The 17,323-nt window shown below is 34.1% G+C and carries 14 protein-coding genes; 8 read left to right on the forward strand and 6 right to left on the reverse strand.

The features are described 5' to 3' along the window. Positions 1-21 precede the first annotated feature (21 nt). The 8 genes from IM532_RS10895 (at position 22) to IM532_RS10930 (ending at position 9,377) form a co-directional block, all read left to right on the forward strand. Positions 22-1,977: an acetyl/propionyl/methylcrotonyl-CoA carboxylase subunit alpha gene (locus IM532_RS10895; protein ID WP_194183485.1), complete on the forward strand. Its 1,956-nt coding sequence runs from the start codon at positions 22-24 to the stop codon at positions 1,975-1,977. A gap of 1 nt (position 1,978) precedes the next feature. Then, the gene (locus IM532_RS10900; RefSeq protein ID WP_194183486.1) at positions 1,979-2,797 is read left to right on the forward strand and encodes an enoyl-CoA hydratase-related protein; all 819 of its coding nucleotides are present in this window, start codon (positions 1,979-1,981) and stop codon (positions 2,795-2,797) included. A 36-nt stretch (positions 2,798-2,833) separates the two neighbouring features. After that, on the forward strand, positions 2,834-3,694 hold the full coding sequence (locus IM532_RS10905) for a BKACE family enzyme (RefSeq protein ID WP_194183487.1): 861 nt from the start codon (positions 2,834-2,836) through the stop codon (positions 3,692-3,694). Positions 3,695-3,696: 2 nt separating this feature from the next. Beyond that, entirely contained in the window at positions 3,697-4,467 is a 771-nt protein-coding gene (locus tag IM532_RS10910; RefSeq protein WP_194183488.1) for an SDR family oxidoreductase, read from the forward strand. Positions 4,468-4,513: 46 nt separating this feature from the next. Further along, positions 4,514-6,199, forward strand: coding sequence for an AMP-binding protein (locus IM532_RS10915; protein WP_194183489.1), 1,686 nt, complete (start codon positions 4,514-4,516; stop codon positions 6,197-6,199). Between the two features lie 14 nt (positions 6,200-6,213). Beyond that, positions 6,214-7,764 (forward strand): acyl-CoA dehydrogenase family protein, encoded by a 1,551-nt coding sequence (locus IM532_RS10920; RefSeq protein WP_194183490.1) that lies wholly within the window; start codon positions 6,214-6,216, stop codon positions 7,762-7,764. 55 nt (positions 7,765-7,819) lie between these two features. Next, positions 7,820-8,965, forward strand: a complete 1,146-nt coding sequence (locus IM532_RS10925) for an acyl-CoA dehydrogenase family protein (protein WP_194183491.1) — start codon at positions 7,820-7,822, stop codon at positions 8,963-8,965. Positions 8,966-9,062: 97 nt separating this feature from the next. After that, complete coding sequence (locus tag IM532_RS10930) at positions 9,063-9,377, forward strand: hypothetical protein (protein WP_194183492.1); 315 nt, start codon at positions 9,063-9,065, stop codon at positions 9,375-9,377. 184 nt (positions 9,378-9,561) lie between these two features. On the opposite strand, the gene IM532_RS10935 is transcribed toward IM532_RS10930, so the two are convergent. From IM532_RS10935 to nrfD, 6 genes are all read right to left on the reverse strand, one after another. Next, positions 9,562-12,192, reverse strand: coding sequence for a carboxypeptidase regulatory-like domain-containing protein (locus IM532_RS10935; RefSeq protein WP_194183493.1), 2,631 nt, complete (start codon positions 12,190-12,192; stop codon positions 9,562-9,564). 14 nt (positions 12,193-12,206) lie between these two features. Beyond that, complete coding sequence (locus IM532_RS10940) at positions 12,207-13,016, reverse strand: GLPGLI family protein (RefSeq protein ID WP_194183494.1); 810 nt, start codon at positions 13,014-13,016, stop codon at positions 12,207-12,209. A gap of 296 nt (positions 13,017-13,312) precedes the next feature. Beyond that, the gene (locus IM532_RS10945; protein WP_194183495.1) at positions 13,313-14,650 is read right to left on the reverse strand and encodes a hypothetical protein; all 1,338 of its coding nucleotides are present in this window, start codon (positions 14,648-14,650) and stop codon (positions 13,313-13,315) included. Positions 14,651-14,668: 18 nt separating this feature from the next. After that, positions 14,669-15,346 carry a c-type cytochrome gene (locus IM532_RS10950; protein ID WP_194183496.1) on the reverse strand — a complete coding sequence of 226 codons (678 nt, stop codon included), beginning with the start codon at positions 15,344-15,346 and terminating at the stop codon, positions 14,669-14,671. After that, positions 15,346-15,909 (reverse strand): DUF3341 domain-containing protein, encoded by a 564-nt coding sequence (locus IM532_RS10955; RefSeq protein ID WP_194183593.1) that lies wholly within the window; start codon positions 15,907-15,909, stop codon positions 15,346-15,348. The genes IM532_RS10950 and IM532_RS10955 overlap by 1 nt, the downstream gene beginning before the upstream one ends. Further along, positions 15,896-17,299, reverse strand: a complete 1,404-nt coding sequence (nrfD, locus tag IM532_RS10960; RefSeq protein ID WP_194183497.1) for an NrfD/PsrC family molybdoenzyme membrane anchor subunit — start codon at positions 17,297-17,299, stop codon at positions 15,896-15,898. Before nrfD ends, IM532_RS10955 begins: the two co-directional genes overlap by 14 nt. Positions 17,300-17,323: the final 24 nt, after the last annotated feature.

Genomic DNA, 17,323 nt, shown 5'->3' on the forward strand with positions numbered 1-17,323 from the left:
AAACTCAAAATGCACAACAAAATGAAATCGATTAAATCCATTATAATTATCAACCGAGGAGAAATTGCTTGCCGTATTATTCGTACGTGTAAACAATTGGGGATAAAATCTATCGCTGTATTCTCGGATGCTGATCAAGATTCTTTATTTGTAAAACAAGCAGATGAAGCGTATCACTTACCAGGAAATCAACCGGCTGATACGTATATCAATGTCGAAAAAATAGTTGAAATCATTAAAAAATCTGGAGCTGATGCCATTCATCCAGGTTATGGTTTCTTATCAGAAAATGCCGATTTCGCAGAACGTTGCGAAGCTGAAGGTGTAACTTTTATTGGTCCTAACGCCAATGCAATTCGCCAAATGGGTTCTAAATCCATTGCGAAGAAAATTATGGAGGAACACCAAATTCCAACAATTCCGGGATACAATAAAGACGATCAAAGCATCGAAACCTTAACACAAGAAGCCTTAAAAATTGGATTTCCTTTATTATTAAAAGCTTCTGCTGGTGGAGGTGGAAAAGGAATGCGTATCGTCAACAACGAAAGCGAAATTGAAAACGCAATCGAAGCGGCGAAACGCGAATCTAAATCTGCTTTTGGGGATGATCATTTAATCATCGAAAAATACATCGAAAATGCACGTCATATCGAGTTCCAAATTTTTGGAGACAAACACGGAAATGTGATTCATTTATTAGAAAGAGAATGTTCCATCCAACGTCGTTACCAAAAAGTATTGGAAGAATCTCCTTCGCCAGTTTTATCACAAGCGAAAAGAGAGGAAATGGGAGAAATAGCTTGTCGTGTAGCAAAAGCGTTAAACTATGACAATGCAGGAACGGTGGAGTTTGTTTATTCAGACAAAGACGAATCGTTCTATTTCTTAGAAGTAAATACACGTTTACAAGTTGAGCATCCCGTAACGGAAGAAATTACAGGATTAGACTTAGTCAAAATGCAAATTGATTCGGCAGAAGGAAAAGCTTTAGCCATCAAACAAGAAGACGTAAAATCTTCTGGTTATGCGATGGAATTACGTTTGTATGCGGAAGATGCTTCGAACAATTATATGCCAGCAACTGGTAAAATCGAATTATTCGAACTACCAAAAGTGGATGGATTAAGAATTGAGTCTGGAATTGAATCTGGATCAGAAATTTCTTTATTCTACGATCCAATGATTGCGAAAATCATCGTGCACGGAAATACACGTGATGAAGCGTTCCGTAAAATGCAGTATACATTAGAGCATACAAAATGTTTAGGTGTAACGACGAATCAAGATTTCTTATTGGATTTAATCAAAAATGAGCACGTTCAATCAGGAGATTATCATACTAAATTCTTAGAAACATCTTATTCATTTGAAAAAGCGTCAACTGATCCATACATCAATGAAGCGTTAATTGCGGTTTCAGCTGCTCGTTATGCTGAAAGAAACAAGCATAATCATTCATTAATCGGATGGAGAAATAGTTTCTCTCAAGGACAATGGGACACGTTTGAAATCAATGAAAATCAAACAAAAGTAAACTATCGTACAGTTGGAAAATCTTTAGCATATTCAATTGGGGATTCAACATACGAAGTTACTATTATCGATTTTAAAGATGCTCAAATCCATTTAATCATTAACGGTAAAAAAGAAACATACACTGTATTACATAAAGATCAAACGTATTTTATTCAACATCCAAATTTTGGAAGTTTAGATGTGAAATATGTGGATCGTTTCCCTCCAAAAAAACAAGAAAAGGTAGAAGGTGGTTATATCTCACCTATGCCAGCTGAAATCATCGACATTCGAGTGAATGTAGGTGACGAAGTGAAAGAAGGTCAAACTCTAATTATTTTATCCTCAATGAAAATGGAAATTCCAGTGGTTGCCGATAAAGATGGTGTGGTAGAAGAAATCTTTGTGGAAAAAGCACAAAGCATCGAAGCGGATTATTTACTCTTAAAAATTGCATAAGATGGCCTATTTTGAATCAGAATTAGTTGCAAAATTACACGAGCAAACGTTTCAATTTTTAATCGTTGAAGAAGCAAATCATAGCTTATCGATTACGTTAAATCGTCCAGAAAAAAAGAACGCTTTGCATCCACATATGGTGAATGAATTAGCTTTTGCTTTAGAATATGCAAATCAAGCGAAAGACGTTTGGGCGGTCGTTTTAAAAGCAAACGGAGATATTTTTTGTGCCGGAGCCGATTTAAAGGCATTTCAAGGTGGAGCGGAAGAAATTGTATCCACGATTCCATTCCCGAATGATAAAGTCTTAATCAATGAGTTCTTTAATAATCTAACAAAACCTTGTATCGCTCAAGTCGATAAAAATGTATTAGCAGGTGGAATGTTAATCATGACAGGTTGTAACTACGTCGTTGCAAAACCATCGGTAGAATTTGGTTTACCCGAAGTGAAGCGTGGCTTATACCCTTTTCAAGTCATGAGCAGTTTGTTGGAAGTAATGCCTGCTCGTAAAGTCATCGATTGGTGCATTACAGGAAAAAGTATTTCAGCAGAAGAAGCGTTAACGGATGGATTAATCACACACGTAACAGAGAATACGGATGAGAAAGTAAACGAAATCTTATCGACTTTATTCGAAAACTCACCGAACGCCATTCGACTTGGATTAACAGCCTATAAAAAATTAAAAGAAAAAGACGTAAAAGCAGAAAACGAATATTTATTCGGAATGCTTATGCAAGCCATCGGATCGAAAGATGCACAAGAAGGAATTGCAGCTTTTAGAGAAAAGCGTCAACCAGAATGGAAAGGAGAATAAACTAAAACAACATATCAAAACACAAAACCACAAAAAATGAAAAATAAAGTAGTCATCACAGCGGCATTAACTGGAGCTTTAGCCAACAGAAATCAATGTCCTTATATTCCATATACGCCAGAAGAAATTGGATTAGAAGCAAAATTAGCTGTAGAAGCTGGAGCTTCAATCGTTCACATTCACGCGCGTCAAGACAATGGATTACCTGCGTATGATGTAGAAACGTATACAAGAATTCACGAAGAAGTTCGTAAACATTGTCCAGATGTGATCATCAACTATTCTACTGGAGCCATCGGAATACCAAACGAAGAGCGTATTCACCAAATTGATGCTTTAAAACCAGAAACGGCAGCATTAAATATGGGTTCAATGAACTACGCGATTTACTCAAAAGAGAAAAAACAATTTTACCACGATTTCGTTTTCGCGAATCCATTCAAAGACATTCAATTCTTTATGGAAAGAATGAAAGCAGCTGGAACTCGTCCAGAAATGGAATGTTTCGATAACGGTCATATCAATAACTCTTTGCCAATTATCGATATGGGAATTATGGAAAAACCCTATATCTATTCATTAGTAATGGGTGTTTTAGGAGGAATTGCGCCTACGACACAAAACTTAGTGCATCAAGTGAATACTTTACCACCAGATTCAGTTTGGCAGGTTATCGGAATTGGACGTAAGCAATGGGCATTAGCTGCTGCTGCTTTAACTTTAGGAGGAAACTTCCGTGTTGGATTAGAAGATAACTTCTATTTACCAGAAGGAGAAATGGCAAAATCAAACGGTGAATTAGTTGATGCTGCTGTTCGTTTAGCTCGTATGGTAGGAAAAGAGCCTGCTTCTATTGAAGAAACACGTCAAATTTTAAATATCCCTAGAATCTCATAAGTATGATTTTACAGGATTCATTTCAAGACCAAATTGTTTTAGTTACGGGTGGCGGAAGTGGAATTGGATTTAGCATTGCGAAACAATTTTTAACAAACGGAGCCAAAGTAGTAATTACAGGTCGTAACGAAGAAAAACTGCAAAAAGCAATTGAAAAGTTGCAAGACGCAGGAGAAGTGACGTACCAAATCTGTGATATTCGCGAACAAGAACAAATTCAACAATTAGCAGATTACATTAAAGAAAAATATGGTCGTTTAGATATTTTAGTGAATAATGCCGGAGGTCAGTTTCCTTCATTAGCCAAAGATTTGTCTTTCAACGGATGGACTTCGGTTATCAATAATAATCTAAATGGAACATTTTATATGACGCAAACCATGGCCAATACTTTCTTCTTAGAACAAAAGAAAGGAAATATTGTCAACATTATTGCGAATATTTTTAAAGGATTTCCTGGAATGTCTCACACAGGTGCAGCACGCGCAGGTGTAGATAATTTAACGAAATCATTAGCCATTGAATGGGCTAGACAAGGCATTAAAATTAATGCGGTTGCTCCAGGAATTATCCAATCTACTGGATTAGAAAGATATCCAAAAGAATTGGTAGAAGGAATTGCTAAAACAGTTCCAGTAAACGAGTTAGGTTCGACTGATGATGTAGCACACGCTGTATTATTTTTAGCGAGTCCTTATGCAAAATTTATTACAGGAGAAACCTTGTATGTTGACGGCGGTCAAAGACTTTGGGGAGATGTTTTTACATTATAGTATATAACCACAAGAAATAACACAAAACCACAAAATTTCCACTATTATGTCATTTCCACAATTTACTAATGCAGCTTTTACGGATTTTTTCTTCCATTGGGAGAAAATTAAACCCAATGAAGTATTTCTTCGCCAGCCAAAAGGTAGCGAATGGACAACTTATACATACAAAGAAGTTGGTGAACAAGCCCGCAAACTTGCAAGTTTCTTAGAAGATAAAGGAGTTAAAAAAAATACACACGTAGGAATCGTTTCAAAAAATTGTGCAGAATGGATTATTACAGATTTAGCATTACTAATGTTAGGTGCAATTTCAACTCCATTTTATGCCAACTTAAATTGTACAGAATTTGAAGTTGTTCTTAGAGAATCTGATTCAAAATTCCTTTTTGTAGGAAAATTAGAAACTTGGGATCAAATTAAGAATGCGATTCCAGAAAATGTTGAAGTTTTCACTTTTAAAGAACACGCTGGTCATTCAAAAATTGATAGAGGGATTAAATGGGATCATATCCAAAATTCATCAAAAATTAAAGAATATAAACCAACTTTTGATGACGATGATATTTGGACAATCCTATTTACTTCCGGAACAACAGGTAGTCCTAAGGGTGTTGTATTAACGTATGGAAATATGCGCCATGTCATTAAAGTTGAAACGACTCAACATGTTATCGGATTAAAACATATTCTAGGTAACGCGCACTTTATTTCTGTATTACCACTGAATCATATTGGTGAACGTATGGCAGTAGAAATGGCGTGTTTAATTACTGGAGGTACAATTTCTTTCGTAGAAAGTATTAACTCTTTTGTTCAAAACATTCAAGATACTCAACCTACATTGATGTTTACTGTTCCTCATCTTTGGTCTAAATTCCAATTAGGTGTCTTAGAAAAAATGCCTCAAAAAAGATTAGATATGCTCTTTAAAATTCCGATTATTTCAGGAATTGTAAAAAATAAAATCAAACAAAAATTAGGTCTATCTCGTATGGTTCATCCGATTACCGCATCTGCTCCTATTCCACCCGATCTTAAGCAATGGTACATGAATTTAGGTTTAGATTTAAGAGAAGTCTACGGAATGACTGAAACAACAGGTCTAACCATTTTAACACCTTCAGGCAATAAAAAAACCGGATCAGTTGGATTACCAATTGATGGATTGGAATTAAAAATTGATGAAGAAACAAAGGAAATTTTATTAAAAGGTCCTTCCATCTTAAAAGGTTATTATAAGAATCCAGAAAAAAGTGCTGAAGTAATTCAAGACGGATGGTTACATACAGGAGATCGTGGTCGCTTAGATGAAGATGGTTATTTATTTATTGATGGACGACTTCAAGACACTTTTAAAACTTCAAAAGGAAAATATGTTGTCCCATCTCCGATCGAATGGAAATTTGGAACAAATGAAAATATAGAACAAATTGTTGTTGCCGGTTTAGGACTAGCACAACCTTTAGCATTAATAAGATTATCTGAAATAGGTAAAGCAAAATCAAAACAAGAAATTGAAGAAAATCTTTTACCCGAATTGAAACGTGTAAACGAGGAATTGATCAATTTCCAACGACTTTCTCATATCGTTATCATAAATGATGAGTGGACTATAGAAAATAAAATCTTAACCCCTACATTAAAAGTGAAACGAAATTTAGTACAAGAAAAATACCAAGACAAATTTAACCAATGGGCTTCTAAAGCCGAAAAAATTATTTGGACTTAAAAAAAACACAAGAAATGAAAAATATTAAGTTTACAGACGAACATAAAGCATTTAGAGATTCGTTAAAACAATTCTTAAATAAAGAAGTTACACCATATATCGATCAGTGGGAAAAGGACAATAAAATTCCGCGCGAAATAATAAAGAAGATGGGTGATATGGGCTATTTAGGTATAAATATGCCAGAAGAATATGGAGGAATGGATTTAGATTTCTACTATTCTGTGATTTTCTTAGAAGAAATTTCTTCTGTTTTTTCTGGAGGTTTCGCCATTACTTTTGCGGTAATTCAATACATGTCTTCTCCTTATTTAATGAAACACGGGTCTGATTTCATCAAAGAAAATTATTTAACGCCTACAATTTTTGGAGATAAAGTTTCTGCCATCGCAATTACCGAACCAGGTGCAGGATCTGATGCAGCAAATATTCGTACAACGGCTAAATTGGATGGTGATCACTATATCGTAAATGGATCTAAAACTTTCATTACAAACGGAATTTATGGAGATTACTACGTAACAGTTGTAAAAACAGATCCAGAAGCTGGGGTAAAAGGAGTTTCTTTATTATTAATTGATCGCGAATCTGCTGGAGTTACAACAACTAAAATTGAAAAATTAGGTTGGCATTCTTCTGATACATCTGAGATAAGTTTCGATAATGTAAGAGTTCCAAAACGAAACTTGTTAGGACAAGAAGGTTTAGGATTTATTTATTTAATGGGAGGTTTACAATTAGAACGTTTAGCTGGTGCAATTATGGGTACAGCTGCTTCTGAATGTGCTTTAAACTATGCCTTAGAATACATGAACCAACGGGAAGCATTTGGTCGTAAAATTAACCGTTTCCAAGTGTTACGTCACCGTGTAGCGCAAATGACTGCAGATATCGAAGTGACGAAGAACTATGTATATTACTGTGCTCAATTACAAAATGATGGTGAATACGCCGTTAAAGAATGTTCAATAGCCAAATTACAATCAACTGAATTATCAAGCAGAGTAATCAACGAATCACTACAATTCTTTGGTGGATACGGATTTACAGAGGAATTTAAAATCGCGCGTATGTATCGCGATACACGAGTAGGAACAATTGGTGGAGGAACATCAGAAATTATGCGTGAAATTATTGCAAAAATGGTTATTGATGATGTATCTTACGAAACGGCAAATGACTCAAAACCAGCAGCACATGCTGCAACAAAAACAAACAGTCAAGCAACAATAAATACTACAAATACTAATCAAGAAAAAAACACAACTATGTCAGATTTAAATTTATTAGAAGTTATCAAAACGAACGCAGAAAAAGCATCAGCAATCGGAAATTCATTAAAATTCGATTTAGGAGGACAAGTAATCGTAATCGATGGTACAGGAGATTCAAATGTTGTATCTGAAAATGATCAAGATGCTGATTGTACTTTAAAAGTTTCTAAAGAAGATTTAGCTGATTTATTATCAGGAAAATTAAATCCAATGAACGCCGTGATGGGAGGAAAAGTTCAAATCAAAGGAGATATGGGAGTTGCAATGAAACTTCAGTCTTTATTAGGATAATAACATATAAAAGGCTGAAGTTGATTCAGCCTTTTATTTTATGATTTGATTAGGTATGAGTAGATATTATAAAGCCGAACACGAAGAAAAAAGAAAAGAAATCAAAGCTTTTTTCGACCAAGAAGTACAACCTTATATTGATCAATGGGAAATTGAACAACATATTCCTAAAAGCATTTGGAAAAAAATGGGGGAACGCGGATACCTCGGTTATGGATTTCCTGAAGAATATGGAGGAACGAATCGAGATTTCTGGTACAATGTTCTTTTAGTGGAAGAAGTTTCTAAAATCAGAAGTGGTGGTTTCAACGCTGCTTTTGGTATTACACAAATGGCTTTGCCCTACATCCATAAATACGGTTCTGAACACTTAAAACAAAAATACCTAAAACCTGTTATTTTAGGTGATATGAATTGTTGTATGGCAATTACGGAACCTGGAGGTGGATCGGATGTGGCCAATGCAAAAACAGTTGCAATCAAAGAAGGTGATCATTACATTGTCAATGGTTCTAAAACTTTTATCACAAATGGAATTTTGGGTGATTATTTTGTAACAGTTGTTAAAACAGATCCCAATGCAGGATTTACTGGTTTTTCTTTATTAATTATTGATGCTAATGCAGAAGGTGTTACAAAAAATCCAATTCACAAAATGGGTTGGCATGCTTCAGACACGGCTGAATTAGGATTTAATAATGTAAAAGTTCCAATTGAAAATTTAATCGGAACGGAAGGAAGTGGTTTCTTCTACTTAATGGGAGGATTACAGTACGAACGACTTTCGATGGCTCTTGGATCGATTAACGATGCCGTAAATGCTTTAGAATATACCATCCAACAAAAAGCAAAACTATTGAAAGGAGCGGATAATCAACAAAAACGTCACGATTTAGCGCAAATGGTGGCCGATGTTGAATTATCGAAACAATTTGTTTATCAATGTTGTCAAAACCATGAAGAAGGTGAATATATGGTTTTAGAATGTTCAATTGCCAAAGTTAATGCAACAGCATTAGCCGATAAAATAATCATCAAATGTATCGAAATTATGGACGATTTAGGTGTGAGAGAAGATCATTTCTTAGCACGTATGTATCGTGATTCTAGAATTGGTACAATTGGTGGTGGCTCACAAGAAATCATGTTCGAGATTATTTCAAAAATGGTTATCGACGATAAAAAGTACGGTGCAGCTTAATTACAGATTTTTATGATTTTTCAAAAAGTACAATTCAAAAGATTGTACTTTTTTTAATGGAATAAATTTTGAACCAATACTATCAAAATCAACCATTATGAAAGAAAAAATCCAATATCGTTACAAATCTGCGAGTCTCGCATTAAATGAATTAAAAGAGTTAGGCTACACTATTGATTTTAATTTAGAAAAAGAAAGAATTCTTGTTAATCCTGACGTATTTGATATTACATATATCTATCGATACGAAGGAGCATCTAATCCTGATGATGAATCCTCTGTCTATGGAATAGTTAATAATGAATCTAATGAAAAAGGTGTTTATGTCTTAGGATCATTAGGAACAGATGATGAAATTGATCAATTTATTATTGATTTAGAAATTAAACGAAGAACAACAGACGAAAATTAATAAAATAAAGAAGCCCGATGCTTTTGCATCGGGCTTCTTTATTCTATTAATTTTAAACGTTGTTATCTTGAACATCTTTCTAAATTTTTAAATTGCGTTAGGGATTGCAGTGGAAATCCTTTGCAAAGTGTTAACATCCAAAGATTGAAACGGAAAGCCCGACCGAAGGGAACGCCCAAAAATACTAGAACGTAAAACGAGTATTAAGCATTATTTGTGTGGGACGTAATTTGTATTGATAATGCATTTCGTAATAGGAACTTAAACTATTTTGAGAAAAATACTTTTCGTTAAAAAGATTATAAGCTGTTAATTCGAAATCAATTTTCTTTTTCTTTAAGGTGTAACGATACATTAAATCGCCAAAAACAGAATTTGGATTTAGAGTAGAATCATCATTGATATAGGCATCCATATTCAGTTTTATATAATGACGAGCAGCTGGAAAAAAATGCAACCCAAATTGATGCTCTTGGTTAATTACTTTACGCAATGGATTATTTGCCATTTTGTTTCCATAATTTAACCAAGAATAGTTATACTCGAACGTCATCCAACTTAATTGACGAAATTTAACACCTGTTTTTATACTTGTTAATTGATTATCCACTTCTACAAATTCATTGTTGAGATATTCATCATTTTTAGACCATTGTTGGTAAATTTCTACTTCGAAATTTGATTTTAATTTTGAAAAATATTGACTAAACTTACCGTTTAAACTATGAGATAATTGATGATTCGTTTGTTCTACAACTCGTAAAATTGTACTTGCATCTGGATTGTAAACATAATTATTCAATATTGAATTTTCTGTCCATGAATAATTATATCCAAAGTTGATAAACCTTGCTTTGATCGGATTTTTATATTCTGCACGAAGCGAAGAATTCCACATATCTCGTTCGTTTAATTTACCGTCACGCTGTTGTATAGAATTGTAATTATACAACATATAATTATCATGAATTGCAGAAAAACTACCGAAACTTTGTTTAAATGAATGTGAAGATCTAAGCTCCCAATAATTGGATAATTTATAAGATACAAATAAATTAGGATTTACAAACAAACGATTCATTTCGTCTTTTTTTACAAAACTTTTTAACTGCAAGTGATTCATTTCTATTGGTAAAGAAAGCGTTGCCCTGAATTTTTCTTTTTTATATTCGAATCGATTATCCCAAAAATAATTGAATTTTGACCAAGTAATATCATTGATAAAATTGCTTCCTGAAGAAGAATTATCAGCAAATAAATTACTTTCCATTTCTTGATTTAAATATCCAAATCCTAATTTTGAATGAACTGAAATCGATTTAATTCCTTTCGAAAATTCGATAAAATTATTCGTTGAAAATTTAGAAAAATCTACACGTTGGAAAGTATTATGATAGTTTTGATTTTGATTTTGATTAATCATCTCGTTAAAAACTCCAGGCGAAACAGATAATTCTTCTTGATAATCCTTATAAGAAACAACCGAACGAATTGTTACCAATTGCTTCCCTATTTTCTTTATGATCTTGAATTGATTGGCAAATTCTTGATTCGGCTTTTGTAAAATTTGATCCACTAATTCGTTATCTCGCCTTAGATAACCATGCGAATGATTCCATGCGCCTTTAAATTCGATTTCGTTTTGCAAATAATTATCCGAACTGTTGCGTAATAAAGTAGCTTTTGCTGATAAGTCTTCCGATTGAAGATGATTACGCTTCTGTTCATTTAACAATAAATTTCCAGATGGTAAAAAATACTGGGTTGTACTTTGCCCTATTCGCTTTTGGTAATCGTTGGTATACGACAAATTAAAGCGTAAATCAAATTCATTATTCAACTTAAATAGATGATTCCATGTTCCTAATTGAACTGCATTATCCAACCATCTTTTTTCATTAAAATGAGGTGTTTGCACAGAGGAAATACCTAACCAACTTTCATTAGAAAAACGTTCGGTATTATTCATTAAATCCTCGAAAGATAAAACTTGCAATTGTTTGGTTACATCTTCTCCTCTATTATTGGCTTGGTAAGAACCAATCATTTGTTGTTTCTTTTTAAACAACATCGGCGTTATATTCGTTTGATACAACAATGGCGAAACACCTAAACCGATTTCTGCTTTACCCGAATAAGTAATTTTATTTTTTAGTTTAATATTTAATGCAGCTTTGGAACTAACCACCAAACTATCTAACATTTTAATAGGCTGATGATTTTCTAAAATCTGAACTTTATCTACTGCATCTGCAGACAAATTTTCGTTAGCTAAGGAATACTTCCCACCTAAAAGATCCATTCCCTCAATATAATATTTATTAATAGGTTCTCCTTGGTACAAAATACGCCCTGAAGATTCGATCTCTATTCCTGGCATTTTTTTGATGACATCAGCTATCGTACGATCTTGTATATCTTTAAAGTTCGTCACATCGTAAGCAATAGTATCGCCTTTTTTACGAATTGCAGGTTGCTTCAATTGCACTTCTTTTAGCTCAATTGCTTTTTCTTGTAATGTAAAATCAAAATCAGAAGTTGATTCGTTGACTAAATCGGAAGCATAGGCATAATTCATGGCTCGCACTTTTACTTCGTAAATTTCGAATAAGGAATCTTTAAGTGTTAATGTAAAGTTCCCATCGGCTTTGGTAATAAAATAAGTCAATGTTTTATCCTCATCGCTTGGCGATAAGATAACATTTGCACCAGCGATTGGTTGACCATTCTCATTGGTAATTTTTCCAGTAATTGTAAGTTGGGCAAAAAGAATATGAGCTATAAATAGGAATAGTAGGGAAAATTGTGGTTTCAAAATGTTAACTTATTTTATAAATACGTCCATAAATCAGGGATTAAATATCGATGAATTTGCGATTTACGAAATTCTAGCATTTTTTTCATTTTTTCTTCTTCTACAACAATTCCTGAAGATTGGATTGCATAACCAGGATTGTAAAAATCGTCGATCAATCTTTTCTGAAAATCTTTTTCATTTATTGCATTTGCTTTAGGCAATCTAAAATTTAATATTTCTCTCGTATAATTATTATCATCATAATTCAATTTATACGATGCCAACTTCCAATGAAAATATCCACGATCATCTTGTAATTCTACGATTAAACCTGGTAATCCTTTAAACAAAAAAGGGCCATCATTAATCGGAATTGTTTCGTCATACCACGCGACCCAATTTCTTCCTAAATAAGTTGTCGTTGCCTTCTTTAGATTACTATTCTCATCCTTAGCATCTGATAAGATCCATTGCTGAGTATCATCCAAGTTTAGTTTAGATATAAATAGATCAGTACTTGAATGAAATATCGAAATTCCGTTATTATCTTGAATTAAATAATTATTTAATTTAGAATATGGAATATTTCCTTGTTTTTCCCAAGTTACTTGAGGATCTTCTTTATTTTTCCATGCTAAATAATCTACTTCTGTTTTTTTTATTTTATTCACTTCAAAATATAATCGTTCATCCATCGTATGAATTACAGCAACTTCATTTGCTATAACATTAGTAGGACGAAGACTGTCATAATAATAGGTATAATCATAAGTGAGTTTATGCTGAGCAAAACAGTTATAATTAACTATGACAAGGCAAAATAATAAAAAATAATATTTCATAATTTTTACGATTAAGTGTTAAATATTTTCATTCACCATAGCGAACGTTCCGAAAAGTGCAAATACACTTGCTAATAACATTTTTTTCATTTTTAAAGTAATTTAGTTTTTAATTCTTAGTTATAGTTTGCAACCTATAACCATCTCATTAATGTTAATTACTTCAATAATAATAATAAATGAATACACCAAAATCAATCATTTATAAAAGCATAGTAAACAATTATTTAAATATAATTAAAAAAGCCCGATGCAAATGCATCGGGCTTTTTAAGTATTTATAATAACCTTTCAGATTAGAATGGGTATTCGTAAATTTTTGATTCGTGGAAGTAAGGGTGACCTTTAGCTTCTAAGTTTAATTTAGAAATTGCATTCATAACTACGAAAGTAAATAATCCTGAAATTCCAACAAAAGCTCCAATCTCCATTAATCCAAAGTTATGGAACGGTCCAACTGCTGCTGGCATAATTTGATTGTAAAAATCCCAGTAGTGACCTAAGATAATAACAAATCCCATTACGAAAACAATGTTGAAACGACGTTTCATTGACGAAGAGATTAAAATTAAGAATGGTGCAGCTAAATTAACTACTAACATCCAGAAGTAGTAAGGGTATTGCGCCATACGTTGTTGGAAGTATTGTACCTCCTCAGGAATGTTCGCATACCATTGTAACATGAACTGACAGAACCATAAGTAAGACCATAATAATGAGAAACCGAACATGTATTTCGTTAAATCATGTAAGTGGTTGTCATTGAATAATGGTAAAGATCCTTTTCTTTTTAAGTAGATTGAGATGATTGCCATAATAGAAACCGCAGAAACTAAGTATGAAACCATTCCGTACCACATAAATAATGAAGAGAACCAGTGTGGATCTAATGACATGATGAAATCCCATGCAAATGCTGCAGAACAGATAGCAAAGAAAACAATGTATAATACCGACTTCGTATATAAAGAAGAGAATAATCCTTTATCACCAGGATTTTCATCTAATTTACGAGTTGCATTTTTGATAACAGGAACCATAGCAGATAATACTACTAAGTAAATAACACAACGAACTAACCAAAAGTTAGGGCTTAACCAAAGTTGAGCTTTATTCGCCATGAAAATATCATATTTCTCACTAGTAGGATCGATTAAATCAGCATCCATCCAGTGGAATAAGTGGTTCATGTGGAAGTAAGATCCTAAAACGATCACCATTAATAAAACAGATGCAACTGGTAAGAAAGTAGCAATTCCTTCCATAACACGAGTTACAACCATTGACCAACCAGCGTTAGCAACAAATTGAATACTTAAGTAAAATAACGCAGCAGCAGCGATTCCGAAAGCAAAGTAAGCTGGTACATAAAAAGCAGCCCAAGGTCTGTTTTTTAATAAGTTTACTAAGTGGTGCATGTGCTCCTCATGATCAGTATTTAAAGACTTGAAAGACTCTGATACATAATCACCATAAAACTGCGTTGGATCAGCTTGTATTAATCCATTAATATATTCAGTTGAATTTGCCACATCTGATTGATGTAAGAAAAATCCTATCCCGTAAAGTACTACCCCTATCACAACCATGATAAGAGAAGTCATTTTTAATTTTGGGGAAAATGTATATTGCATGATAATTAACTTATTTGATTATTTTTCGTTAGTTGTTTGTTCAGTTGATGTTTCTGCTTCAACTGCAGCAACTTCTACAGCTGGTGCAGCTTCTGCTCCACCGTTTTTCAAACTCATAACGTACTCAGCAACTCTCCATCTATCTGCTGGAGTTAATTGAGATGAGTAAGAACCCATCGCATTCTTTCCGTACATGATAACGTGGTAGATAGAACCTACAGTAATATCACGCTCACCATATGTTGGTACTCCTGAATATGCTTTAGATTGTACAATAGAACCTTGTCCATCTCCAGCTGTACCATGACAAACAGCACAGTTTTGTCCAAATAATTTTTTACCTCTTTCTAAATCTTTTACTTTATCTCCTTGTAATTGAGAAACAGTAATTGCTTTAGCTTGAGCATAACCTGCGTTATTGTTTTTATATGGCCAAGGAAGAATCTCACCTTCTGTTCTTGCAACAGAACCTTCAACAGATTCTAAAGCAGACATGTTATAGTGTGCATTGAAAACTGGCACATCTGATGGAGCATCCGTAGTTGGATACTCTGCATTTGCTTTTTGATAAGGATCGTACGCTGTTGCGTAGTACATATCTGGCATATAAACGATAGATGAACTACGTTTTTTATCAGAACATGAACTAACTGCAACAAGTCCTGCTAATCCTAAAAATAGTGCTATCTTTTTCATTACGCTTCTTCTTGTACTAAATTGTTAACATTAGGTTGAATATAGTCACCCTTTAAAGTAACCTCTTCTGCACCTGTCTCAACAAATACATTTTTGATTTTCTCTACATCAGTAGTATGAATTTCAATCATGAATTTATCATCCGTTGTACGAGGATCTGGATTTTGTGGAGCTGCTCCTGGATATAATTTATTACGGAATAAATAAGTCCAAGACATAAAGTGAGCTGCACAGAATACCGTTAATTCGAACATGATTGGAACGAAAGCTGGCATGTTTTGTCCCCAAGAGAAAGATGGTTTACCACCAATATCTTGTGCCCAGTCATGGTTCATAATAAACCATGTCATAGTAGATGCTAAAGTTGTTCCAAATAAACCATAGAAGAAAGCAATATCAGAAATACGTGTTTTCTTTAAACCTAATGCTTTATCTAACCCGTGTACAGGGAATGGTGTATATACTTCATCAATCGTAATACCTTGTTTACGAATTGACTTTACTGCCTTTAATAAATCATCGTCGTCTCCGTAAAGACCGTATACGATTTTAGTGTTCGTGATGCTCATCTTCAGTATGATGTTTTTTGTAGCTTTCGCCAGATGATTTCAAAATAGTTTTTAATTCCGCTTGTGGTAATACTGGGAAAGTACGTGCGTACAATAAGTATAATACAAAGAAGAATCCGTTTGTTCCTACAAAGATACCTACGTCAACGAACGTTGGCATAAACATAGTCCAGCTCGATGGTAAGTAGTCACGAGATAAGTTAATAACGATAATATCAAAACGCTCAAACCACATCCCTACGTTAACTACAATTGAGATTATGAATGTCCAGAAGAAGTTTCTTCTAATAGGACGGAACCATAATAATCCTGGGATTAAAACATTACAGATAATTAAAGCCCAGAAAGCCCACCAGTAAGGTCCTGTTGCAGCACCTGGAGAGAAGTATGTAAAATCTTCGTAACGAGATCCAGAATACCAAGCAATCCATAACTCAGTTAAGTAAGCTACTGCTACCATACCTCCAGTTACAACAATTACGATATTCATATACTCGATGTGTTTACGAGTAATGTAAGCTTCGTAATGGAATACTTTACGTAAAACTCCTAATAATGTTTGTACCATCGCGAATCCTGAGAAGATCGCACCTGCTACGAAGTAAGGAGGATATACCGTTGAGTGCCATCCTTTAATTACTGACGTTGCAAAGTCAAATGATACAATTGTATGTACAGAGAATACTAATGGTGTACATAAACCAGCTAATACTAAAGAGATTTCCTCAAAACGTTGCCAGTGTTTAGCTTTACCACCCCAACCGAAAGATAAGATACCATATACTTTTTTAGCGAATGGTTTCGTAGCACGGTCACGAATTAAAGCGAAATCAGGAATTAATCCAATGTACCAGAATACTACCGATACTGAGAAATAAGTTGAAATCGCGAATACGTCCCATAATAACGGTGAGTTAAAGTTAGGCCATAATGAACCGAATTGGTTAGGAATTGGGAAAACCCAGTACATTAACCATGGACGACCCATGTGAATTACAGGGAATAACGCTGCCTGTACAACGGCGAAGATCGTCATGGCTTCCGCAGAACGGTTAACCGACATTCTCCATTTTTGACGGAATAATAATAATACCGCCGAGATTAACGTACCTGCGTGTCCGATACCAACCCACCATACGAAGTTGGTGATATCCCATGCCCAGTTAATCGTTCTATTTAGTCCCCATACACCGATACCCGTACCAACTGTATAAGCAATACACCCAACACCAACTAAGAAAGCTACGAAAGCAATTCCGAAAGCAGTCCACCAAAGTTTACCTGATTTGCTCTCAATTGGGCGTGCGATGTCATTAGAAATATCGTGGTAGGTTTTATGTCCTTTAATAAGGGGTTCTCTTACCTGTGATTCGTAATGTGACATATTTGTTTACCTTATGATTCTTTA

This window comes from Faecalibacter rhinopitheci (assembly GCF_015234135.1).
Classification (GTDB): Bacteria; Bacteroidota; Bacteroidia; order Flavobacteriales; family Weeksellaceae; genus Empedobacter; species Empedobacter rhinopitheci.